Source organism: Arthrobacter zhaoxinii, assembly GCF_024385505.1.
GTDB lineage: Bacteria > Actinomycetota > Actinomycetes > Actinomycetales > Micrococcaceae > Arthrobacter_B > Arthrobacter_B zhaoxinii.
In genome coordinates this window covers 138,974-161,284 of sequence record NZ_JANFLT010000002.1, presented here as the reverse complement: position 1 = coordinate 161,284, position 22,311 = coordinate 138,974, and the positions used below count along the sequence as shown (strand labels likewise).

Below are 22,311 nucleotides of genomic sequence, written 5' to 3'. Positions count from 1 at the left end.
CCGGGCTGGATCGGGCTTTCCTGGAATCGAGAGTGCACAAATTACCGTCTTCCGGCCGAAAATCGGTAATTTGTGCACTCTCGATTTGCTGCAGTCACCGCTGCCCGCACGGTGTCCCACGGGGTGGGGTTGGTGGGGCAGGTGTTTCCTCTTTAGGTAACACCCGTACCACATCTTGGGATGCTGTGTCGGCCACTGCACAGTGTCCCACGGGATGGTGCTGGTGGGGCAGGTGTTTCCCCTTTAGGTAACAGCCGTACCATTCCCTGGGATGCTGTGCTGCGCGCAGGCCCGATGTGCCGATGTCAGGTGCCGACGGGAGGCGCCAGCCGCGGTGGCAATGTCTAGGGGCCTCAACCCGCGTCAGGGCGCCAATACCGTCGAGGCCTCCTGCGGCAGCATGTTCTCGCGGCGGACAAACGTGCGTCCGCGGGCAGGTTTCTCCCCGAAGGACCGGAACACCAGCGGCAGCCCTCGGGCGGTCCACGGATCGGCCCGGTCCATCGCCTGCACATGCACGTGCGGCTGGGTGGAGTTGCCCGAGTTTCCGCAGTCCCCGAGATGCTCGCCCTCGCGGACGTGCTGCCCGGCAGAAACCCGGATCGACCCGGACTGCAGATGCATCACCCCGACCACCGCGCCGCCGTCGGGCGTGGCGATGAGGACGTAGTTCCCGGCAATCGCACCGGCTCCCTGCCGCAGCCGGCCCTGCTGTCCCAGCACATAGGGCACCAGGGTCAGCTGCGACCGGCGGGCCTCATGGTCCGCTTCGCCGTCGTGCACGGTCACCACCTGCCCGGGAACCGGCGCCAGGACCGGGCGCCCGAACGCGAAGAACAGCTCCGGCGGCTCGGTGCCGAACGCGGTGTGCCAGCTGACCGTGGGAGCCGTCCGGCCGGCGTCGTCCACGCCCACAAAATCGATGGCGTAGGTGGTGGCCAGGAGATGCGTGCCGTGGCTGGGCACCCGGCGCAGGGGACTGTTCTGCACCTTCCAGGTCCCGCTGAACGGGAGGGAGACTGCCAGCGGGGCGTCGGGGATTTTCATGGCGGATCCTCTCGCGGTGATGAACGACGACGCCCCGCCGGTGCCCCTACTGCTGTGCGGCGTAGGAGAAGTCCAGCTCCCAGTCCCCGACTTCGTCGCCGTCCAGCTGCCAGACGTACTCATTCTTAAGCTTGCGTCCGTCGTCGGTAAAAGGACCAGTCCGGTAGGGATAGAAGGCCACGGTGGGCAGGGTGGAGTCCGGGGCGGTCCGGATGGCGTTGTTGAAATCCCCGTTCATCCGGCGCAGCTCGGTGACTACGTGCCCGAGGTACCGCTCGACGTCGAGCTCCTTGGACTCGGTGGCCTGCTCGTTCAGCTGCAGCGCGATGTGCAGCTGACGGTTGCCCTGCGCATCCTCGTAGCTGATCAGGCGGTGGTTTTCGACGGCGTCGAGCAGCGCCTGCTCGTTGTAGATGACGTCCCGCAGCGCGTCGGGGGCCACGACGGCGCCGTTGAAGTCCACGGACAGATCCGACCGGCCGTAGTGGAACAGCAGCGGCAGATCCAGCAGCTGCTCGCTCAGTACGCGGGTGAGGCCGTATTCGCGCAGGATCGGCTTCAGGTCGCGCACCCGCATCACGTGGCCGCGGTCGTGGATGTTGTAGCGGATGCGGGGGTTGATGTTTTCCCGGCGCACAATCGTCACGAGCAGTTCGCCGGCGTCGTTGGTTTCAATCAGGTAGCCGTACGGATTGAACTGGAAGATCATCGGCAGCACGCCGTACTCGTCCTGCTTGGTGATGAGCGCGGCCAGCTTCGGGTGCTCCGCGACGGCCTGGCGCAGGGCGACGGAGAAGTCCGTTTCGATCGCCAGGTTGATTTCCAGGTCGGAGGCGCCGTAGGAGCCGAACGCGCCGTGCGTGTACTTGTTGATGTGGGCGCGCATGTTCTCGCTGATGCCCTCGCCGCCGAACGCCGCGACAATGTCGTAGTCCTGCCAGCGCAGCCGGGTGTCCTCGAACAGGGCCTTCAGGAACGGCGGGTAGCTCAGGATGATGTAGGTGAACCCCGTGCCGAACTCCTGCATGGTCTGGATGATCTTGTCCTTGTCCGGACCGATCGACTTGATCATGGTGACATCGGTCAGCGACGAGGTGACGTTCATGCCGGTGGCCCAGGCCCCCAGGGAAAACGCATTGAGGACAAACGGCTGCTTGTCCAGGGCCTTGGATGTCCGGGCAAAGCCCAGCTGGAGCAGCTGGCGGGTGGCCTCGCGCTCGTCCGGACCCCGGACCCAGCTGGTGGGGACGCCGGAGCTGCCCGAGGATTCATCCACCACGACGCCGCGGCGGGGCAGCTTGCCGCCCAGGCAGCGTTCCTCGGTGCTCCAGGGCCGGATGTAGCTGTCCTTGTCCATTTCCGGAATCTGCGAGAACTCGTCGTAGACGGTGCCGTTGCCCGGAAGCCGGCCCGGGAAGTCGTGCTTCGCCAGGAACTGCCGGTAGGCGGGGACCTTCTTCGCCGCGAGTTCGAAGGTCCGCCAGGCGCGCCACCGGCCCAGCGTCCAGCGGAGGGATTCAATTCCCGGCAGCAGCAGCAGCTGATGCGTGGAGACCCGGGGCATAAACAGCCGTACGAAGCGTTCCTGCACGGCGAGGAAAGCGAAGATCAAGACCTTTTTCATGAATGCAGCTCCTGGGCAGCGGGAAGGATCATGGCGGACGCGGGGCGCCGGTGCGCCGGGGGCGGGGGAGTGCTGTGGCCGAAGCGGAAGAGCATCCATGCCTTCCGCCCGTCAGCCTCCTCGGCTCCGGCGGCTGCTACGAACTCCGCATGCGAGTGTTGGTTGGTGATCACGGTGCCGAACGGGTGCAGATAGACATTGTGCCGGGTGAACACCAGCCAGACCTGCATAAACGTGCGGCCGGCTTCCACGTAGTCGGCCGGCCCGTCGAACGGCCCCTCCAACCAGCCCAGCTGCCGCACCCCGCGCATGGTGTTCAGGTAGATTCTGCGGATGAGTGCACCGACCACCGGAGCCTCCCACAATCCGCGGTGCTGCATGGCGAAACGCAGCACGGGTCCGGGCATCAGCATGGTTTCGGCGCTCAGGCCGTCGCCGCGCTGCCTGGCCTCGGCACGCGAAAACCGGAGCCAGGTGAGGATTTCCCGGTGCACGGCGTCGTTGCGCAGATCGTCAAAGAGAGTGGCCTGGTTGACGTGGACTACGGAACGTACCAGCGCGGGATCGCTGGAACTGCGGAAGACATGGCCGTGTCGCTTCGCCGTGGTTTCGACTTCAGCGACGGCGGCGGGGTCGACCAGGGTGTTGTCATAGGGGCGGCGGGAGGTCTGCCGGACCAGGAAGGCTTCATAATCGGCCTGGTCCTCGGGGTCGGAAGCCTGGGGCACCAGGGTGACTAGGCCGATGAAATGCAGCCGGTCCTTTGAGTCGAAGTCCATGTCACTGAGGTGAAGTTCTTCGCGGAGCCCATATCCGCGGGCCTGGGCGCAGACCCGGAGGGATTCCAGGAAAACTCCGGCACAAACGTGGCCGAAGGGAATTCCATAGGATTCCGCGGGTAAGCCCAGATCGAGGTCGTAATAAACGGCTGCCTGCGTTTGGCTGCGCAGATGCACCTTTATTGGTTGTGAATTGTGCGGCGACGGGTATCGGTGGGCGTCCTTAATGATGGCCCCCCAGACATCGGATTCGAACATGCCCCCAACCATAGTGTGACTTGTGGCACAGGGCACATTATTCGCCCGCGTGGTTTGTTTCTTTCGGTGCTGCCAGGTCGTGACGAAAGAACCTGCACGGTGACCTGCGTCGGTCCGGGCTCGGGTTTGGGGAGGAGCCTCCCGTCAGCGGGGGTCCGGGCCTACCCTGAGAAGGGCAGGGACGACGGGCGGCCAGCCCCGTTCCTCCGGCAGCTTTGGACATCTGCCCACCGGACAGGCGAAACTCCGTCAGGGCTTCGCCGGAACAGGGAGCGTCACCATGTGCACAGGCATCAGGTTCACCGACGGCAGCGGCAACCTCTATTTCGCACGAAACCTCGACTGGACGTCCGATTTCGGGGAGCGGGTGGTGATGACACCCACGGGGTATGCCACCAAGTCGCCCTTCGGAGCAGTGCCGAAGATTGAGCATGCCGTCATCGGCATGGGCATTGTTCAGGAAGATACGCCGCTGTACTTCGACTGCGGCAATGACGCAGGCCTCGCCGTCGGCGGCCTCAACTTTCCGGGATATGCGGAGTACGCGTCGGCACCGGTCGACGGCGCCACGAATGTCGCCGCGTTTGAGTTTCCACTCTGGGTGGCTTCCCAATTCGCCACCGTCGACGAGGTTGAGGCAGCCCTGGACAACGTTGTCATCGTGGACCGCCCGATCAACGAAAAGTACCCGAGCTCGCTGCTGCACTGGTTGATCGGGGACTCGACCCGCGCGATCGTCGTGGAGTACACGAGCGACGGCATGCACGTCTTCCACGACGACGTCGACGTCCTAGCGAACCAGCCCGGCTTCGGCTGGCACCACGAGAACTTGCGCAACTACCTCAACACGTCGCCCGACTTCCCCGAGGAGGTTGTGCTCAACCAGGCGCATCTGACCCCATTCGGCTCAGGGTCACTCATGCGGGGAATCCCCGGCGACTACTACTCGCCGTCACGGTTTGTCCGCGCGGCCTACGTCCACGCGCACTACCCGCCCAAGGCGAGCGAAGAGGAGAACGTCAGCCGTGCGTTCCACACCCTGCAGCAGGTCGCGATGGTGGAGGGCAGCGCGGCCATGGGGTCGGGCGAGTTTGAGAAGACCACCTACACCGGACTCTTCTCCTCCCGCACGAACACTTATTACTGGAACACCTACGAGGATCCGGCAATCCAGAGCGTGGCGATGGCCGACCACGGGGTGGATAAAACGGAGCTTGTGGTGGTGTAGCTTTTTCTGCACGCCCGTCGGACCAAGGGAGACTGCCGTGCCGAATCTCGCCAGTATCCTCAGCGATACCGCAGCCCGCTCAGCGGACAGTCCCGTGCTGAGGATCGGCGACAGTGTGATGAGTTACGCGGCGCTGGATGAGTTGAGTGCCCGTGCCGCCGGTTTGCTTGCAGCCCGCGGCATCGGGTCCGGTGACCGGGTGGCGCTTCTTTTGCCCGATGTTCCGCCGATGGCCGCCCTGTACTACGGGATCCTGCGGCGAGGGGCGGTTGCAGTGCCGATGAACCCGTTGCTCGCTGCCAGGGAGATCGCGCACCAGTTGGCGGATTCCGGTGCCCGGCTGCTCTTTGCCTTCGGCTACGAGGACATCCTTGCCCATGCCGACGACGGCGCAGCGGAGGCCGGCGCCGATGTCATCCCCGTGAACACCGGCAGCTTCCGTGAGCTGCTCGCCGCCGCGGCGCCGCGTCCGGGGGTGGTGGATCGAGCCGATAACGACGCCGCCGTCATCCTCTACACCTTGGGAGCCACGGGTCCGCCCAAGGGTGCCACGCTCTCGCACGCCAATCTGCGCAGCACCGCCGATGCTGCTAGCGGCTTGCTGCCGGTGCAGGACTCCGACGTGCTTTTTGGGGGACTGCCGCTCTTCCACGGCTTCGGGCAGGCCCTGGTGATGAACGCGGCCGTAGTGGCGGGAGCTTCCGTCAGCTTGCTGCCGCGGTTCGAACCGGGAACCGCGCTGCAGATAATCGAGCGGGATGGGGCCACCATCTTCGCCGGGATTCCGGCGATGTACGCGGCAATGCTGGAGCATCCGGCCCTGGGGGAGGCCGATACATCCAGTGTGCGTTGGGGAATCTCCGGTACGGCGCCGCTGCCGCGCGAGAGCCTGGAGGGCGTCGAACAGGCCTTCGGTTTACAGGTCCTGGAGGCATATGGGCTGGCCGAAGCCTTGGTCTCGTTCAATGCTCCGGTTCCGGAGCGGCGCTCTGGATCGGTCGGCCAACCGGTACCGGGGATGGAGGTGCGCATTCTGGACGGTGCTGCCAACGACGTTCCTGAAGGCGAGGTCGGTGAGCTGGTCACCCGCGGCGAGGGGCTCATGCTGGGCTACTGGAACGACCCTCAAACAACGGCTGCGGCACTGGCGGACGGCTGGCTTCACACCGGCGACCTTGCGCGGTTGGATGAGCAGGGCAACATCTACGTCGTCGGCCGTGTGGAGACCTGACAGTCCGGCACCGCAAAACCCCTCCGGAGAATCGAAAGAGCATTAGTTACCGCTTTTCGACCTGAAAACGGTAACTAATGCCTTTTCGATTGCCGGGTATCCGAAACCCTCTGTCCCGTGTAGATTACTTCGCATGCGAAATAATAGTGTGGCAGCGGTCACGTCCGAACGGATCAGCATCCCCGTCCCCGCGGGCGGTGCGCTCGCCGGCACCCTGCGCCTGCCGGCCGACGCCGCACCCCGCGCCGCCGTCGTCGTCCATCCGGCCACAGCGGTAGCCGAACGGCTCTACACCGGCTTCAGCGAATACCTGGCCGAAAACGGCTACGCGGTGCTGACCTACGACTACCGCGGCACCGGCGCGTCCGGCAGCCCGAAGGCCAACCGGACGCTGCGCATGCGTGACTGGATGAGCCAGGACGTGCCCGCTGCCGCGGGCTGGATGGCCGCGCGGTTCCCCGAGCTGCCGCGCCTGGCCGTCGGGCACAGCATCGGCGGACACGCGATGGCCCTGGGCAACGGCACCGACGGACTGCTCGGATTCGTGGCTGTGGCCTCGCACGCCGGTGTCACCAAGGCCATTCAGGATCCCAAGGAACGGCTGCGCGTGGGACTGGTCCTGCGGGTCCTCGGTCCACTTGCCAGCCGGCTGCTCGGCGCAGTGCCGGGCCGAAAAATGGGCCTGGGCGAGGACATGCCCGGCGGTGCCATGCTCGAGTGGAGCTCCTGGTCCCGCCGGCCCAACTACTTCTTCGACGATCCGAGCATGGACGCCGCCGAACGCGCAGCCCGGGTCAAGGCCGAGGTCCTGTCCATCGGCTTCACCGACGACCTCTGGGCCACGCCGGGACAGATCAACGCCATCTACAGCCGGCTCACCAACGCTCCGCTGGAGCGGCGCACCTACTCGCCCGACGACGCCGGGGTGCCCGCGATCGGACACATGGGCTTCTTCCGCCGCGGAGTCAAGGACAAGCTGTGGCCCGAGGTCCTCACCTGGCTGGACGGACGGATCGCGAAGCAGCTGTGATGCAGGGCGCCGCCGGCGGGCCGGACAGCGGCTGGACGGGCGGCAGCGGGGCGGGCAGCGGGGCGGGCAGCGGGGCCGCCGGCGGGACGGACGACGGCGGAGTGCGGCGCCCGCCGCGGCTGGTCTTCCTGACGCTGACCGCCGAGCGGAGGCTGCGCCGGTGGATCGGACGCCGGGGCGAGGACCGCGGGATCAGCGCGGCAGCCGCCGGGGTGCTGCTGTATCTGGCCACCCGTCCCGGCGCGAGCACCGGCGAGGTGGCCGGAGCAGTGGACGCCTCCCCGGCCGGGCTGAGCGGGCTGCTGTCCCGGCTGGAAAAGGCCGGGCTTCTCACCCGGGCGCAGGATCCGGCGGACCGCCGGACCATCCGGGTGAACCTGACCGCCGACGGGAAGGCGGCGCTCGGCGTCGTACAGTCGGCGCTGGGCGAGCTGAACGGGAAGATCACCGACGGGTTCAGCGCCCAGGAGCTGGCCGTCGTCGCGCGCTGGCTGGAGCACGTGGGGCGGGTGCTGGATTAGTCCGGGTCCGTGAGGGATACCCCGCCGTCCGCAGCGTCCCGGGTTGGCCTAGGGGCTGATTAATATCAGGGCCGTTCCAACCAGAATTGCCAGCGCACCGACAAGGGACAGGGCCAGACAGGACTTTGCCCGGCCGGTCAGGACCTGGCCTTTCTGCCGCTGCGGACGTGTCAGTGCGTAGATTGCCGTCGGTAGTTGAGCCAAGGCGCCAGGAACCGGGGGAGGCCCTGCTTAGGATGGGCGCATGCGCCAAGACCCGACCGATTGGACCCCCGTAACCACCGGGCGGCTGCTGCTGCGCCGCCTCGAACGCGCGGACTACGATGCCGCCATCCGGATCCATACGGACCTTCGAACCAACCGGCACAATCCACATACCCCGACGGTGGAATCCGCGGCAAGGTCCCAGCAGGATTTCCTGGACCACTGGGACCGGGAGGGTTTTGGCTACTGGGCGGTGGCCGAACGGGAGGCGCCGGGCATCGTCGTCGGATTCACCGGGCTGCAGCGCGCAATGGTGGACGGCCGGACCATCCTGAATCTGTATTACCGCTACGACCCGGCGGTCTGGGGCCGGGGCTACGCGACGGAGGGAGCAGGTGAAGCAGTGCGCCGCGGACGGGCGCTGCTGCCGGAGCTGCCGATCCTGGCCCGCACGACGACGACGAACACCGGCTCGCGCCGGACCGCCCTCGCCGCCGGCCTGACGCACTTTCCCGGACTGGACCGGGAGTATGCCGGCGTGCCGGAGATGTACTTGTCCGTGGGCTGGCCGGGGAATTCCGGCGGAGACCCGTCCTAGCGCTTGAGAAGACTACGGTCAGTCCCGCCTCGGTTCCTGGTTCCCATCCCCGGCAGAGCCTCCCGTTAACAGCCGGCCCAGATGTTCTTTTGTGTAGTCCGCACACGTGGTTATCCGTTTCGCAAATACGAGGTATCCCCCATTAGTCTCTTCCTCATATAGTCCGGCTCCTTCACAGTGGTTGAAACGTGATGTGCATCACGTTCAACTTTGACTGTCAATGGAGACCCGATGAGAAGCATGAAGCCGAGAATGAAGGTTCGGGGCGCACTCAGCGCCTTGCTGATAGCCAGCCTCGCTCTAGCATCCTGCAGTACGGCAACTGCAGAGAATGAACCCGCTGAGGCACCAACCGCTTCGGCAGCCACCTCCGGGAACACCGACGCTTTGGCTGCCGCCTATGAGGGTACGGTCGGCACCCCGCCCACCGAATCGGTTCCAGTCCCTGAAGGCCTCACGGCCTGGATTGTCTCCTGCGGACAGTCGCAGGTGACCTGCTCGACACCTGCCCAGGCCGCAGCGGATGCAGCGGAAGCCATCGGCTGGCAGAGTAACGTCTGTGACGGCCAACTCAATCCCAACGGCTGGGCCAGCTGCATCCGTCAGGGTGTGGGTGCCAACGCGGACGTCATCCTAGTGATGGGCCAGGACTGCTCCAGTTTCCAAGGCCCCCTCGAGGAGGCCCGCGCAGCAGGAATTACTACGGTGGGGGTCGGGGCAAACGACTGTGACATCGACGGCGGCGAGCCGCTGTACTCCGGCATCACCAAGAAGCTGGACGGGCTGGACAACGAGCAGTGGTGGAACATGGTCGGCAAACTGCAGGCAGACTGGCTGATCGGCCAGACCGACGGTGATCTGAAGCTGCTGGAAGTGACGTTCGCCGACGCCAGGTTCGGACCCTGGATCAGCGCCGGCCTGAACGCCGAACTTGCGGATTGCGACACCTGCGAAGTCGTGGGAACACTGCAGCTGAGCAATCAGGACGCGGCGAGCGGCACCATGGCCCAGAAGCTCTCCACCGCCTTGCTCCAGGCGCCGGACGCCAATGCAATCTCCGTTCCGCTGGACGGCTGGTTCCTGGCAGGGCTCTCGCAGGCCATTGTGTCTTCCCAGCGTTCTGACGAGCTGGCCGTCATCGGCACCTTCGGTCAACGCAGCAACCTGGACCTGATTGCGGCCGGCGAAGGCCAGGATGCATCCGTTACCTTCAGCCTGGAGTGGGACGGCTGGTCCGGTGTGGACACCGCTCTCCGGCTGCTGGCTGGTCAGGAGATTGCCGCCTCCGGTGTGGGGCTCCAGGTGGTGGACGCGGAAACCAACATGCCCTCCGCCGGCACCCCCTTCACGTACAACCCGGAAATCGATTTCAAGCAGGCCTATCTGGAGGCTTGGGGCAAGTAGTGGCTGCTCATAACGAAAACCGCCGTTCCGTGCCTGCGGCAGCCGCGGGCACGGAACGTGTGGATGACCAAACAGGGACGGTTGCCTTGGCCGCACACGGGTTGGTGAAGTCATTCGCCGGCGCCACTGCACTCTCGGGCGTGGACCTGACGGTCAACGGCGGAACCATCCATGCGCTGCTCGGGGGCAACGGATCGGGCAAATCGACAGTGATCAAGTGCCTCGCCGGCGTATACCAGGCTGATGCAGGCACGATCAGCATCCACGGAGAAAACCTTCCGGCCCGGCAGGTGACCCCGCGCCGCGCGCGTGCCGCCGGACTGAGGTTTGTTCATCAGGACCTTGGCCTGTTCGATTCCCTGAGTGTGGCGGAGAATTTCGCCTTGGACGCGGGCTTCCCCACCAATCCGCTGCACGGAATCCGTTGGCGGGAATTGCAGAACCGGGTGGACGGGTTGCTTGCGCAGTACGCCATAGCGGCCCGAGCAACCGACAGATTGGGGGCGCTGCGGCCCAGCCAAAAAACCATGGTGGCTGTGGCACGAGCCCTGGCCGACCAGCAGGACAGCGAATATACGCTGCTGCTGGACGAGCCGACGGCGTCTCTCGCCGAGGACGAGTCCAGGGAACTGATGGCGGCACTGCGCGCCCGTGCCAACCACGGGCAGACAATTGTGCTGGTGACGCACCGTTTCCGTGAAATCCAGGAAGTTGCAGACCACGTAACAGTGCTCCGCGACGGCGTCGTTGCCGGCGGCGGGCCCGTAGCTGACACGTCCATCGCTGCCATCGTTGCCATGATGTCGGGCGCCGGTCTTTCCGCCGGACCCGCCAGCAGCGAAGCTGTGCTTCGAACTCCGGCGCCGCCGGGAGCCGTCGCGCGGATCCCTCTCTTCGAAGGAAGGGATCTTTCCAAATACCCCCTGACAGGCGTAAACCTTTCGGTGGCATCCGGAGAAATCGTGGGCCTGGCCGGATTGGCCGGGTCAGGGCGCTCTACCGTCCTGCGCGCAGTTTTCGGAGACACCTCCCTGACCGGCGGAAGCATGAGCCTGGACGGCGAGCCCCATGCACCGTCCTCTCCCGCGGACGCTGTCCGTTCAGGTGTCGTCTTCGTACCGGAAAACCGCCACCGGGACGCAGCCTTCCTGGACCTCGGAGTAAGGGAAAACGCCTCCGCCACCGTTATCGGGCGCTACTGGCGCAGGCTCGTGATGAACCTGCGGATGGAACGTGATGAGACCCACCGGCTGCTGGCCGACCATTCGGTTCGCGCTGACGGAATAGAGATCCCGATCAGCAGGCTCTCCGGCGGCAACCAGCAGAAGGTGATCCTGGCACGCTGGCTGCGGCGAAAACCCCGGCTGCTCCTGCTCGACGAACCAACGCAGGGAGTCGATGTGACCTCCCGTCGGGATATCTACCAGTCGCTGCGGAACATCGCAGCACAAGGGTGCGGAGTGCTGGTGGCCTCCAGCGACCTCGACGAACTCGCCGAGCTGTGCGACCGGATCCTGGTCCTGGTGGAAGGCCGAATCGTCGCCGATCTTGACCCCGCGGACACCGGACGCAGCGCGCTTGCCGCTGCCGTGATGGCCGCAAATCACACCGTCCGTGCCCCTCAAGAAGGATCAGAAGACTAATGGACAGCAGTCACACACCGGCAGGATCCCTCGAGACCCGGGAGGCCAAAGTTCCCGGCCAGGCTGGGTCGGAAAGCTCCCACGCCGGGCCGCAACGCAGGGCGGGAGGGCGGCTTCTGGGCGCGCAACTGGAACGTTTTGCCCTGCCGCTGCTTCTGGTCCTGATCATCGCCTTCTTTGGCATTTTGCCGGCCAGCTCCACCATCTTTCTCAGCGGAGCCAACGTCTCCGTGGTGCTGGCAAACCAGTCCGTCGTCACCCTTGTCGCCCTCGCCCTGATATTTCCCCTTGTCGCAGGACACTTTGATTTCTCGGTTGGCGGTATCGCGGTCCTGAGCAGCGTTGTCACTGCAGCCTCCATGGCGCATTTCTCGCTGCCGCTGTGGCTGTCCTGCCTGCTCGGAGTGGCAGTAGCTGCGGTTGTGGGGGCGGTAAACGGGCTCCTCGTGGCACGCTTTGGTATGAACGCCTTCGTCTCCACCCTTGGCATGGCCACACTCTTGGGCGGCCTCATCCAGTGGTACACCGGCGGGCTAGCCATCATCGGCGTGGACCCGGCGTTCACGACGTTCGGCAGCAGCAGCTGGCTGGGCCTGCCTCGGGTGGTGTTCGTGGTGGCAGCGCTAGCTTTCCTGGCCTGGTATCTCCTGACACATACTCCCTTCGGCCGCGCCCTGTACGCCATTGGGTCCAACAACCGAGCCGCCGTCCTGGTGGGCCTGCCGCTGCGCCGGTACACACAGACTGCCTTTTGCCTCTCCGGCACTCTGGCCGGGCTGGCAGGAGTCATCCTTGCGGCACGAACGGGCGGGGCCAATGCGGACAATGGAACCTACCTGCTTTTCCCTGCCTTGGCAGCTGTCTTCCTGGGAGCAACCGCCATACTGCCGGGCCGCTTCAACGTTGTCGGAACCGTGTTCGGAGTCCTGTTCGTGGCGGTCAGCGTCAGCGGCCTGACACTGAGCGGCGCTGCCAACTGGGTGGACCAGGTCTTTAACGGCGTGGCGCTTCTTGTGGCCGTCGGGCTGTCCAGTTATCTCGGCCGGCGTCGTTCGGGCCAAGGGACGTAGCGGCAGGGCATGAAGTACATCGATCTGAACCTCCTGCCGACGCTTCAGGCCCTGCTCCGGCTGCGCAATGTCTCGAGGGCGGCGGAACACCTTCAGCTGAGTCAACCGGCTACAAGTGCCGCCCTTTCCCGGCTGCGCCGCTATTTCGACGACGAGCTGCTCGTCCGTTCCGGCAGGCACTTCGAGCTGACCCCGCTGGCACAGGACCTGATCCCGCTGGTGGACGAAGCGCTGCAGGGCCTGGACCGGGTCACCGGCATCCGGAGCAGGTTCGATCCCTTCACCAGCGACCGAGAGTTCACCATTGCAGCGTCGGACTACGCAGCAACGGTGGTTCTGGAACCGCTGCGCCGCATCCTGCAGGTCGAGGCACCCGATGTCAGCGTGAACGTTGTCTCCGGAGAAGCGATGCCCCTGCACCAGGCAGATTTCACCCGCTGCGACCTGATGGTCGGACCCACCGGGTATTTCCTGCCGGGGGAGAAAAAGGCGGTCTTCCGGGACAGTTTTGTGGCGGTGGTCGATTCCGGGAACCCCATCCTGCAGGCGGACCCCCTCCGTGCGGAGGATCTGGGCGGGCTTCCGCACGCGGTGGGCAACTTCGGCGCATCGATCAAAACCCCTGCGGACCTTTTCTGGGAGACGCTGGGGGTTGAACGCCGGGTCGCCGCGCAGGTATCCGGGTTGCTTGCCCTCCCGCTGCTCGTCGAAGGGACGGACCTGGTGGCGGTGGTTCCGAAAATGCTCGCCCTCAAATCGCAGCGGGGAGCAGGGATTTCGATCATCGAATTTCCCGCGGAATCGGGACCTGTGCTGGTGGAGGCCATGTTCTGGCACCCCACCCGGGCCGAAGACCCGGCGAGCCTGTGGCTCCGTTCAGTGGTCCAGCGCGCCTGCGCCCAGCGGCACCCGGAGAGTACCGTCGTGACCCGCCTGGCGGAGGTCGCCGGGAGACCGCGGCCCTGACGGTTCAGCCCCGCGCCCGGAGTCAGCCCCGCGCCGCCGCGGCGCCGTCGTAACTGCGCGGCAACCGCTGCCGGGGACGGGCACGCACCAAGGTGGATGCTTCGCGGCGGGTGCCCACAGTGTTCGTGATGGTGCCGATGCCTTCCACCGTCATGCTGACGGTGTCCCCGGTCTGCAGGGGAAGCGGCGTCTGCGAACCGTGGCGGCCCCACAGCTCGGCCAGGCAGCCGCTGCCGCAGGTACCCGATCCCAGCACATCTCCCGGCAGCACCACGGAGTCCTGCGAGGCATAGGCCACCAGCTCGGCGAACGGCCAGCCCATGTTGGAGAGCAGATCCTCGCCCACCCGGGAACCGTTGACGTCAACACTCATCCGCAGCCCGAGGAAGCCGTCGGCGTCCTGCCGGTCCGTGAATTCGTCGGCGGTGACAATCCAGGGGCCCAGGGTGCCAGCAAAGTCCTTCCCCTTGCAGGGACCCAGGCTGACTTTCATTTCCCGGCGCTGCAGGTCCCGGGCGGACCAGTCGTTGAAGACCGTGTACCCGAAGATGTGCCGCTGCGCCTGCTCGGCGCTGAGGTTGGTGCCGCTGCTGCCGGGGGCCCGGCCGATGACCGCGGCGACCTCCGTTTCGAAATCCAGCTGGCTGCAGCCGGCCGGAATGGGAATCTCTTCACCCGTGCCACGGATGGTGTGCGGATTGCTGAAGTAGAACGTGGGGGCCTGGTACCACTCCTCCATCACGCCGGCGGCGCCGTCGATGCTGATCCGCATGCCCTCGACGTGTTCCTCGAAGGCCACAAAGTCGCGCAGGGTGGCGGGCACCAGCGGAGCCAGGAGTACGACGCCGGACAGCGGGTGCGCCGCGCCGTCGCCGGTGGCCGCGGCCCCTCCGATGGTCCGTTCGGCGAGTGCCAGGGTCTCCTCCAGCCCCTCGTCGAGCAGATCGTTGACGGTCTGTCCGGCGGGCAGCGGGTAGGCCCGGTCCTCATGGATGAAGCCGGAGCGGACCTCCCCGCCGTCGTTCCAGCGTGCGATCTTAACCATCGTTTCCGTGTCCTTCCGTGCGCGGTGCACTCATGGCCGGGGCGGAGGCCCGGTAGCCGGGCCGAATCCCCAGCGCGGCGGCATTGCCTGCGAGGATGCGCTGTTCCTCCTCAGGGGACAGGCCCGCGGCGCGGACCTCCCCTGCCGGGTCTTCGGAGCCCATGTCGAACGGATAGTCGGAGCCCAGCAGGATCCGGTCCGTTCCGGCGGCGCCGGCCAGGGCCCGCAGTTCGGCCGGACTGTGGGTGAGCGAGTCGAACCACAGCCGGCGCAGATAGGACGACGGCGGGGCGGCGCACCCGTGTGCGTCCGGCCGGATCCGCCAGGCGTGGTCGGACCGGCCGAGCGTGGTGGGCAGGTACCCGCCGCCGTGCGCGGCCAGGAGCTGCAGCTTCGGATAGCGGTCCAGCACGCCGGAGAAGATCAGGTGGGAGAGCGCGACGGCGTTCTCCGCCGGCTGCGCCACGGTGTTGGCCAGGTAGAACCGGTCCAGCCGCTCATCCAGCGAGCAGCCGAACGGATGCAGGAAAACCAGCGCGCCGAGTTCTTCGGCGCGGGCCCAGAAAGGTTCCAGCCGGGGGTCGGACAATTCCACGGTCCCGGCGTTCGGTTCCTGCCCGGGAAGACGGTCAACGGCGGGCGCGTAGGAACCGATCTCGACCCCCAGCAGGCCGCAGTCCAGCACCGCGTGGTCCAGGGCGGACACCATGGCTTCCGGGTGCTGCAGGGGAACGAGTCCCAGTCCGGCAAGCCGGTCGGGGGCGGACGCCACCAGCTGCATGACGGCGGTGTTGGCCCGGCGGGCGATTTCCTCCGCAAGCCCGGGACCGGCGAAGTAGTAATAGTGCGACGGCGAGGGGGACACCAGCTGCACGTCTATGCCCGCGGCATCCATGTCCGCGAGCCGGCGGGCGAGGTCCACCAGCCGCGGCCAGCGGTCCCGGATCATGGCGCCGGAGACTGTCAGCGATTCGGGTCCCTGCCGCCGGGCATCGAGCTCCTGCGCGGCGGCGAACTCCGCCGGAGCGCTGGCCGCCACGTACTCCTGCAGCGCGGGCAGCAGGACGTGGGCATGCACGTCCACCACCGGGGCGCCGGACTGCTGCCCGCTCATGCGGGCTGGCTTACGGCTGCCGCCACCGTTGCGATCACGCCCGGAACGTCGGCGTCCCGGATCTGCCCGTCGAGCATCCACTGCCCCAGCTGCACCGATCCCTGGATGACGGTCCTGGCCCGCTCCAGCCGCCGCTCCGTGAAGGCCGCCCAGAGACTGTCATCCAGTTCGTCGCGGCTGGTCAGCAGATCGGCCAGGACCGCAGCGTCCTCCACGGCCAGGGCAACACCCTGGGCAATGGTGGGAGGGCAGCTGTGCGCGGCGTCCCCGATGATCACGGCCCGGCCCCGGTGCCAGGGTCCGTCCACCAGATGGGTGGTGAACCGGGTGTAGTTGATCCTCGCACTGTGGTCCAGGCTGGCCCGGATTTCCTTCCATGGCCCGCCGTAGGCCGCGGCGAGACCGGCCATGATCTGCGGCCCGTCCTCGACCCTGCGGTCCTGGGCATCCTCAACCAGGTAGGCGTACATGCTGTCCTGGCCGGTGGGGCAGTACCCGGCGATATAGCAGGGCCCGCCATAGGTCAGGTCGGTGCGGACCACATCGGCTGGCCGTTCCACGAACGCCCGCCAGATGCCCATCCCGGTGGGCTGCGGTTCGGTGGTGATGCCGATCGCCGCACGCACTGCCGAGTGGAGCCCGTCCGCGCCGATCAGCAGGTCGTAGGGAAGGCGCTCGCCGTCGTCGGTAATGACCGTGACCGTTCCGCCGTCCTGTTCCACGCCCTTGACCTTCCTGCCGTAGCTGATGCGCACTCCTGCGTCGGCGGCGCGGCGGCGGAGGGCATCGGCGAGGTCCGGCCGGTACATCCCCAGCGTTGCGGGCAGGTCCGCCCCGCCGGTCCGGACGTCGTCAACCACGGAGAGCACGGTGCCCGCAGGATCCGGGGCGCGGAGGCCCAGCTCGCTGAAGGCGAAGCCCTTGGTGGCGATTTCCTCCCAGATGCCGAGCTGGCGGAAGATGCGCAGGGCGTTGCCCTGCAGGGTGATCCCGGACCCGAGCGGGGACGGACCGGATTCCTTCTCCAGGACTTCCACATCCACGCCCGCGTCGGCCAGCAGAATCGCCGCCGTTAACCCGGCCGCGCCCGAACCGACAATGCCTACCTTGCTCACAGCTGCCATGATGCAAACTCCTTTGTTTTCATTCCGGCGGATTATGTAGCGGGTTACTTCACGGCGATGGGGTTGACCGGCGAGCCGACAGCACCCGTGATGGGCAGCGGAGCCGCCGTCAGCAGAAAGTCGTACCGGCCGTCGGCGGCGCAGGACGCGGCAAGCTGCTCCGGATCCCACATTTCGCCCAGGAAGAGGCCGAGGTTGGGGATGGCGATCTGGTGCAGCGGCTGGAACGCCGTGTCGAACTCATTGGGCCGGACCTCGAAGCCCCACGTGTCGGTGGCTATTCCGGCGATCTCGCTTCGATGCAGCCAGGGCGCCATGCCGAAGGACAGTCCCGGCGCCGGACCTCCTGCGTACTCGCCCCACCCCTGGCGCAGGGTTCGGGCGTATTGGCCGGTGCGCAGCACCACGATGTCCCCGCGCCGGACCGCCGAGCTGGGCCCCTGCTTCTCGATGGTCGCTTCGATGTCCTCGGCGGTGATGGCGTATCCGTCCGGCAGCTCGCCGTCGTCACTGCCCAGCGCGGGCCCGAGCGCCCGCCCGACGTCGAGCAGCACGCCGCGGGTCACGATCTGCGCCGCCGCGGTCTGGATCCCGGTGACCAGGTCCCCTTCGCTGGTCACCACCGAACCGGCGCGGCGGCCGTTCCAGGCCTTTCCGCGGTCGAAAATGTGGCCGAGTCCGTCCCACTGCGTGGAGCACTGCAGCGGCATGGCGATGTAGTCGTCGGCTCCGCCGATGCCGTGCGGAAACCCCTGGTCGCCGAACTCCGCATCGGTGCCGGTATCCGTCATGGTGTGCACCGGGTTGGTCCGGCGGCGCCAGCCCTTCTGGGGGCCGTTGGTGTCGAACGGCTGGGAGAGGGAGAACGTCTGCCCGGTGCGGACCAGCCCGGCGGCCTCGACCCGCTTCGCCTCGTCGATGAAATTCAGGGTGCCCAGGACGTCATCCGGTCCCCAGCGGCCCCAGTTGTTGTGCGCGGCGGCCATCGCCTCGATGCTCCCCAGCGCATCGTCCCGGCGGATCACCTCGCGGTCTTCGGCATTAACTCCGGTCACGGTGCCACCTCATCCCTGCAGTGCACGAGCTGCGTGCCCAGTCCGGTGATGGTGCCTTCCATAACGTCGCCGTCGCGGAGCATCCGGCCCCAGTGCGCTCCGTTGCCGGCCGGGCTGCCGGTCAGGACCAGGTCCCCGGGCAGCAGCGGCATCTGCTGGGAGGCATGCGAAATCAGCTGGGCCACGCTGAAGAGCATGTCCGCCGTCGATTCGGCCTGCATGGTGTCGCCGTTGAGCCGCAGGGTAACCATCAGGTCCTGCGGATTTTCGACGAACTTGGCCGGCAGCACCAGGGGACCGGTCGGCAGGAAACCCGGGGCGTTCTTGGACCGGTACCAGTCGCTGCCGATGGCAGGCATGTCCTTGCGGAATACGAGGTCCCTGGTGGTGATGTCATTGACCATCGTGTAGCCGAAGACGTAGTCCAGGGCCTCTTCGGGGTTCACGCGGAAGGCACGTCTGCCGACCACGGCAGCAAGTTCCAGTTCCCAGTCGTGCGCCCGGCTGTAGCCCGGGAGGACCAGGTCCTCGGTGGCAGAGGCCATCGCCGTCGGCAGGCCGATGAAGAAGTATGGGGTGCCCTCGGCTGCCCGCCGGTCCATGGTGGCGGCGGTCCGCGCGCGGATTTCCTCGTCGGTGCCCTCCCCGTCGCGGTGCGCCACCGCCAGGTCAATGACGTGCTGGCGGTAATTCGCGCCGGCCTGCAGAATCTGCTGCGGCCGCAGCGGAACGAGCACGGTGAGGTCTGCGTAGTCGAGCCAGTCCACGGAGCCGCCGGCAGCGCCTTCCGCGAGCCGGTCCAGCTGGCCCTCGGCCTTGTCCCAGTGCTCAATGACGGACTCCAGAGTGGGCTCGTCGTTGCCGGGCAGATCCAGATTCGCGTCGGTCAGCGGCAGGACACGGCCCGCGGATTCCAGACCGGTCCGGGCATCGCCGGTGGCCGGGTCCCGGAAGGTGATCAGTGAATATGTCATCGCCTTAGCCCTGGCCATGCTGGGCGTAGGGGTTGATCAGGGCCTGTTTCATTTCGTCCGAGACGCCTTCCTCCGTGGCGGTGAACCCGTCCGCGAGGGGGAAGGATTCGGTCAGGGAATGCGGCATGCTCCCGTTGCGGTAGAAGTTATTCGAACCGAGGGAAGGCGTCCAGGTCCGCGGTTCCCAGTCCGGCACGTAGTTGCGGTAGCCGCCCGAGTTCAGTTCCACCCGCAGCGCGCTCGGCTCCCGGAAGTACAGGAAGTTCTGCTCGCCGATGCCGTGGATGGAGGGGCCGTATTCCATCGGGGTGCCGTTTTCCATCAGCACGTCCGCTGCGCGGAGCAGGTCCTCGTGGCTGTCCACCCAGAAGGCAATATGGTTGACCCGGCCCGGCTGGCCCGAGGTATCCAGGACAACCCCCAGGTCGTGGGACTTTTCATTGGTGGTGAGCACGGAGAAGACGGTGATCGGTGCCTCGTCCAGGGTGGTGAAGGCCATGATCCGGAAGCCCAGTGTGGTGCTGTACCAGTCGGCGAAGCCGCGGACGTCGCTGCTGGCGATGGTGACGTGGTCCAGGAAGCGGGGCGCGGCGGCGTGGCTGCTCCGGCGCTCGGGCCGGTCCGGATAGGTGGATTCGAAGCCGGGCTCGGCAACGTACTGCTCCACCTCATAGACCAGCTTCATGGGGTGCCCGTAGGGGCCGGTGAACTGATAGGCCTTGCCGTGCGCGTGCCCGCCCGGAATCCATTCGCCCTGCACGCCCGCGGCTTCCACGTTCGCTGCCGCCGCTTCCAGTGCCTCTGCGGAGGCGGTGCGCCAGGCCATGGACGCCAGGGACGGTTCGTCTCCGGGGCGTACCACCAGGCTGTACCGGTAGTAGTCGCCCCAGCAGCGCAGGTAGGACGCGCCGTCGACGGAATCAACCAGGTGCATGCCGAACTTTTCCACGTAGAAACGCGTGGAGGCGTCAACGTCGGGGCTGGTGATTTCCAGGTGTGCCAGATGGGAGAGGAGTCGTTCCACAGGCGTACTCACATTCGTTAGTTGCTGAGTAATTCAGAACCTAACTGTGACGCCGATCATATATCCGCGGAAGTCTTCTTTCCCTATGTCAGGTATCCGTGCGGTGGATGGCCGGAGCGGGCCCGCGGCGAAGGGCCCGACCGGCCTCCTCCACACGCGGGCCCCTCGGCCTCATCGAGCGTTGAAGCCCGCGTCCACGGGGAGGGTAACGCCGGTGATATACCGGGCGTCGTCGCTCACCAGGAAAGCAACCGCGTTGGAGATATCGACCGCCTCGACCCACGGAACAGGCATCAGGTTCTTGACCGCATCGCCGCTTTCCGGGTTGTCAGCGAACAGCTTCTCGAGGACCGGATTCTGGATCATGGGGGTCGCGACTCCCGTCGGGTGGATCGAGTTGACGCGAATGTTCTGCGGGCTGAGCCAGTTGGCGAACGATCTCATGAGCCCCACGACTCCGTGTTTGGCGGCGGCATAGCCGGTTCCGGCTCCACCGTTGCCCCCGGTTCCCTTGAGGCCCTGGGTGGAACTCGTCAGGACGATGGAGCCCGCCTGCTTCGCGATGAGGCTTGGCACCGCAGCAATCACCGTGTTGTAGACACCTGTGAGGTTGACGTCGATGACATCGAGAAAAGGCTGCTCGCGATCACCGCTCAGTCCCATAGGTGCAATGCCTGCGTTGGCCAGGATGATGTCGATGGGGCCGACCGTAACCTCTCCCTCCTTGACCGCCTTCTCGAGCGCGGCGAGGTCGCGTACATCAGCCTCCTGGGCGAAGATGCGGCGGTCGAGAGCTTCGACGAGGCGCACCGTCTCGGCAAGGTCCTCCGGGGTCGCCATGTCGTATTCGACTGACTCAATCTGGCTGCAGATGTCGACGGCAATGATGTCGGCACCCTCCTCCGCCAGCTTGATAGCGTGGCTTCGACCCTGGCCTCGTGCCGCACCGGTGATGAATGCTACTTTTCCGTCGAGCTTGCCCATGAGGGACTCCTTCATGCGTCGAGTCAGGAAACGCCGTTGATTCCCGACAGTGCCCGACAAGCTAACATGCGTTGCCATCCGGTGGGGAGCAGAATGTACTCGATTTTCACCGGTTCGCTTTTAGACGGCCGAACGCGCCGGTGCCGGCGCGGTCGCCCAGAACCCCAGCGCCGCGACCGGCAGCACCACGCCCAGGCCGGTGAACAGCTCGAGCGCAGCCGGGCCCTGGCCGCTCACGACGCCGGTCAGCATCATGGTGACGGTGATCGAGGACAGCATAAACACCGGCACCAGCGCCACCAGCAGCGCGGTGCCGGCAGCACGGACCCCGGCCCGCCGTCGTCGTACCGCCACCCACAGCGCCGGCAGCACCAGGGCGATCCAGACCCAGTGGTGGAACCAGGAAATCGGGGAGATTGCGAGCATTACGACGGCGTTCGCGCTGATGGCCGCCACCGTGTCACCACGGGCGTCCGAGCGGCGGATGGCGAAGAAGCCCAGGACGACGACGGCGGCGCTGGCCAGCAGCCAGAGCGGACGCTGCAGCGCGTCGGGGGTGCCCAGATGTGCGAGGAAGGAATTCAGCGACACGTTGTACATGTCCGTGGTGTCCCCGACGCGGGTGGAATCAAAGAGGGAGTCGAGCCAGAACGTGCGGGACTGCTCCGGGGAGGCCAGCCAGCCGACGGCAATGGTGGCGGCGAACGCGGCGCCCATGGTCAGGATGGCCCGCCAGTCGCGGCGGACCAGGAAAATCAGCCCGAACGCGAGCGGGGTGAGCTTGATGCCGGCCGCGAGCCCGATGAGGATGCCGCGCGGCAGCTTGGACGACGCCGGGCGGAGCAGGTCCGCCAGAACCAGGAGCATGAGCATCGGGTTGATCTGCCCGAAGCCCAGGCCTTCGCGCCACGGCCCGAGTATTCCGATCAGCAGGGTGGCGAGGACGGCGACGCCGGCGCTGCCGCCCAGGGCGGTGCGCAGCTTCGGCGGCAGCACCTTGTTCTCCTGCAGATAGCGGGAGACGAGGAACGCGGTCAGCACCAGGCAGAGGCATGACGTCGCGGTCAGCAGGAACAGCCCGACGGCCTCGGGCAGGAGCGCGAACGGTGTCAGCAGCAGGGCGGCGAAGGGCGGATACGTGAACGGCAGGCCGCGGGTGTCCGTCTGGACCAGGCTCGGATCATAGAGCCGGTGCTCGCCCAGGCCCAGGAACGCCCGTGCGCCCTCGCGGTACACGGTGAAATCCAGGCCGTGGATCTGCGCGCCGAGGATCACCAGGACCAGCGCGGCGGGCAGGCCGAGGGCGAACCAGAGAATCCGGGTGCGGGTACTGGGTGCCGGGTCCGCGCGGGAGTCCGCCGTTGATAAGGCCATGCCTGCCAGTTTAG

The 22,311-nt window shown here is 66.5% G+C and carries 20 protein-coding genes; 9 read left to right on the top strand and 11 right to left on the bottom strand.

Annotated elements, in window-relative coordinates:
* Positions 1–363: 363 nt before the first annotated feature.
* Genes NNX37_RS04300 through NNX37_RS04290 form a run of 3 tightly spaced genes read right to left on the bottom strand, consistent with a single transcriptional unit; the run spans position 364 to position 3,708 of the window.
* Positions 364–1,047, bottom strand: coding sequence for a M23 family metallopeptidase (locus NNX37_RS04300; RefSeq protein WP_255791066.1), 684 nt, complete (start codon positions 1,045–1,047; stop codon positions 364–366).
* Between the two features lie 46 nt (positions 1,048–1,093).
* Positions 1,094–2,671 carry a phenylacetate--CoA ligase family protein gene (locus tag NNX37_RS04295; RefSeq protein WP_255791065.1) on the bottom strand — a complete coding sequence of 526 codons (1,578 nt, stop codon included), beginning with the start codon at positions 2,669–2,671 and terminating at the stop codon, positions 1,094–1,096.
* Positions 2,668–3,708, bottom strand: coding sequence for a nitroreductase family protein (locus tag NNX37_RS04290; protein WP_255791064.1), 1,041 nt, complete (start codon positions 3,706–3,708; stop codon positions 2,668–2,670). Before NNX37_RS04290 ends, NNX37_RS04295 begins: the two co-directional genes overlap by 4 nt.
* Positions 3,709–3,988: 280 nt before the next feature.
* Between NNX37_RS04290 and bsh the strand changes: the two genes are divergently transcribed.
* The 9 genes from bsh to NNX37_RS04245 all read left to right on the top strand — a co-directional run bounded on the left by bsh (position 3,989) and on the right by NNX37_RS04245 (position 13,603).
* Positions 3,989–4,936: a choloylglycine hydrolase gene (gene bsh, locus NNX37_RS04285; protein WP_255791063.1), complete on the top strand. Its 948-nt coding sequence runs from the start codon at positions 3,989–3,991 to the stop codon at positions 4,934–4,936.
* A 37-nt stretch (positions 4,937–4,973) separates the two neighbouring features.
* The gene (locus tag NNX37_RS04280; protein WP_255791062.1) at positions 4,974–6,167 is read left to right on the top strand and encodes an AMP-binding protein; all 1,194 of its coding nucleotides are present in this window, start codon (positions 4,974–4,976) and stop codon (positions 6,165–6,167) included.
* 133 nt (positions 6,168–6,300) lie between these two features.
* Positions 6,301–7,197, top strand: coding sequence for an alpha/beta hydrolase family protein (locus NNX37_RS04275; protein ID WP_255791061.1), 897 nt, complete (start codon positions 6,301–6,303; stop codon positions 7,195–7,197).
* Entirely contained in the window at positions 7,197–7,718 is a 522-nt protein-coding gene (locus NNX37_RS04270) for a MarR family winged helix-turn-helix transcriptional regulator (protein ID WP_255791060.1), read from the top strand. The genes NNX37_RS04275 and NNX37_RS04270 overlap by 1 nt, the downstream gene beginning before the upstream one ends.
* 244 nt (positions 7,719–7,962) lie before the next feature.
* A complete protein-coding gene (locus NNX37_RS04265) occupies positions 7,963–8,520 on the top strand; it encodes a GNAT family N-acetyltransferase (RefSeq protein WP_255791058.1) in 558 nt (185 codons plus the stop codon).
* A 231-nt stretch (positions 8,521–8,751) separates the two neighbouring features.
* Complete coding sequence (locus NNX37_RS04260) at positions 8,752–9,924, top strand: sugar ABC transporter substrate-binding protein (RefSeq protein ID WP_255791057.1); 1,173 nt, start codon at positions 8,752–8,754, stop codon at positions 9,922–9,924.
* The gene (locus NNX37_RS04255) at positions 9,924–11,567 is read left to right on the top strand and encodes a sugar ABC transporter ATP-binding protein (protein ID WP_255791056.1); all 1,644 of its coding nucleotides are present in this window, start codon (positions 9,924–9,926) and stop codon (positions 11,565–11,567) included. Before NNX37_RS04260 ends, NNX37_RS04255 begins: the two co-directional genes overlap by 1 nt.
* Positions 11,567–12,637, top strand: a complete 1,071-nt coding sequence (locus tag NNX37_RS04250) for an ABC transporter permease (RefSeq protein ID WP_255791054.1) — start codon at positions 11,567–11,569, stop codon at positions 12,635–12,637. The genes NNX37_RS04255 and NNX37_RS04250 overlap by 1 nt, the downstream gene beginning before the upstream one ends.
* 9 nt (positions 12,638–12,646) lie before the next feature.
* Positions 12,647–13,603, top strand: a complete 957-nt coding sequence (locus NNX37_RS04245; protein ID WP_255791052.1) for a LysR family transcriptional regulator — start codon at positions 12,647–12,649, stop codon at positions 13,601–13,603.
* A gap of 22 nt (positions 13,604–13,625) precedes the next feature.
* On the opposite strand, the gene NNX37_RS04240 is transcribed toward NNX37_RS04245, so the two are convergent.
* The 8 genes from NNX37_RS04240 to NNX37_RS04205 form a co-directional block, all read right to left on the bottom strand.
* Positions 13,626–14,648 carry a fumarylacetoacetate hydrolase family protein gene (locus NNX37_RS04240; protein ID WP_255791051.1) on the bottom strand — a complete coding sequence of 341 codons (1,023 nt, stop codon included), beginning with the start codon at positions 14,646–14,648 and terminating at the stop codon, positions 13,626–13,628.
* Positions 14,641–15,762, bottom strand: coding sequence for an amidohydrolase family protein (locus NNX37_RS04235; RefSeq protein WP_255791050.1), 1,122 nt, complete (start codon positions 15,760–15,762; stop codon positions 14,641–14,643). The genes NNX37_RS04240 and NNX37_RS04235 overlap by 8 nt, the downstream gene beginning before the upstream one ends.
* A complete protein-coding gene (locus NNX37_RS04230; RefSeq protein ID WP_255791049.1) occupies positions 15,759–16,886 on the bottom strand; it encodes an FAD-dependent monooxygenase in 1,128 nt (375 codons plus the stop codon). The genes NNX37_RS04235 and NNX37_RS04230 overlap by 4 nt, the downstream gene beginning before the upstream one ends.
* Positions 16,887–16,930: 44 nt before the next feature.
* Complete coding sequence (locus tag NNX37_RS04225; protein WP_255791512.1) at positions 16,931–17,872, bottom strand: cyclase family protein; 942 nt, start codon at positions 17,870–17,872, stop codon at positions 16,931–16,933.
* Between the two features lie 65 nt (positions 17,873–17,937).
* A complete protein-coding gene (locus tag NNX37_RS04220; RefSeq protein WP_255791047.1) occupies positions 17,938–18,915 on the bottom strand; it encodes a fumarylacetoacetate hydrolase family protein in 978 nt (325 codons plus the stop codon).
* 4 nt (positions 18,916–18,919) lie between these two features.
* Positions 18,920–19,939, bottom strand: a complete 1,020-nt coding sequence (locus NNX37_RS04215; RefSeq protein ID WP_255791046.1) for a VOC family protein — start codon at positions 19,937–19,939, stop codon at positions 18,920–18,922.
* Positions 19,940–20,110: 171 nt separating this feature from the next.
* Positions 20,111–20,923 carry a mycofactocin-coupled SDR family oxidoreductase gene (locus tag NNX37_RS04210; RefSeq protein ID WP_255791045.1) on the bottom strand — a complete coding sequence of 271 codons (813 nt, stop codon included), beginning with the start codon at positions 20,921–20,923 and terminating at the stop codon, positions 20,111–20,113.
* Positions 20,924–21,043: 120 nt separating this feature from the next.
* A complete protein-coding gene (locus NNX37_RS04205; RefSeq protein WP_255791044.1) occupies positions 21,044–22,297 on the bottom strand; it encodes a glycosyltransferase 87 family protein in 1,254 nt (417 codons plus the stop codon).
* Positions 22,298–22,311: the final 14 nt, after the last annotated feature.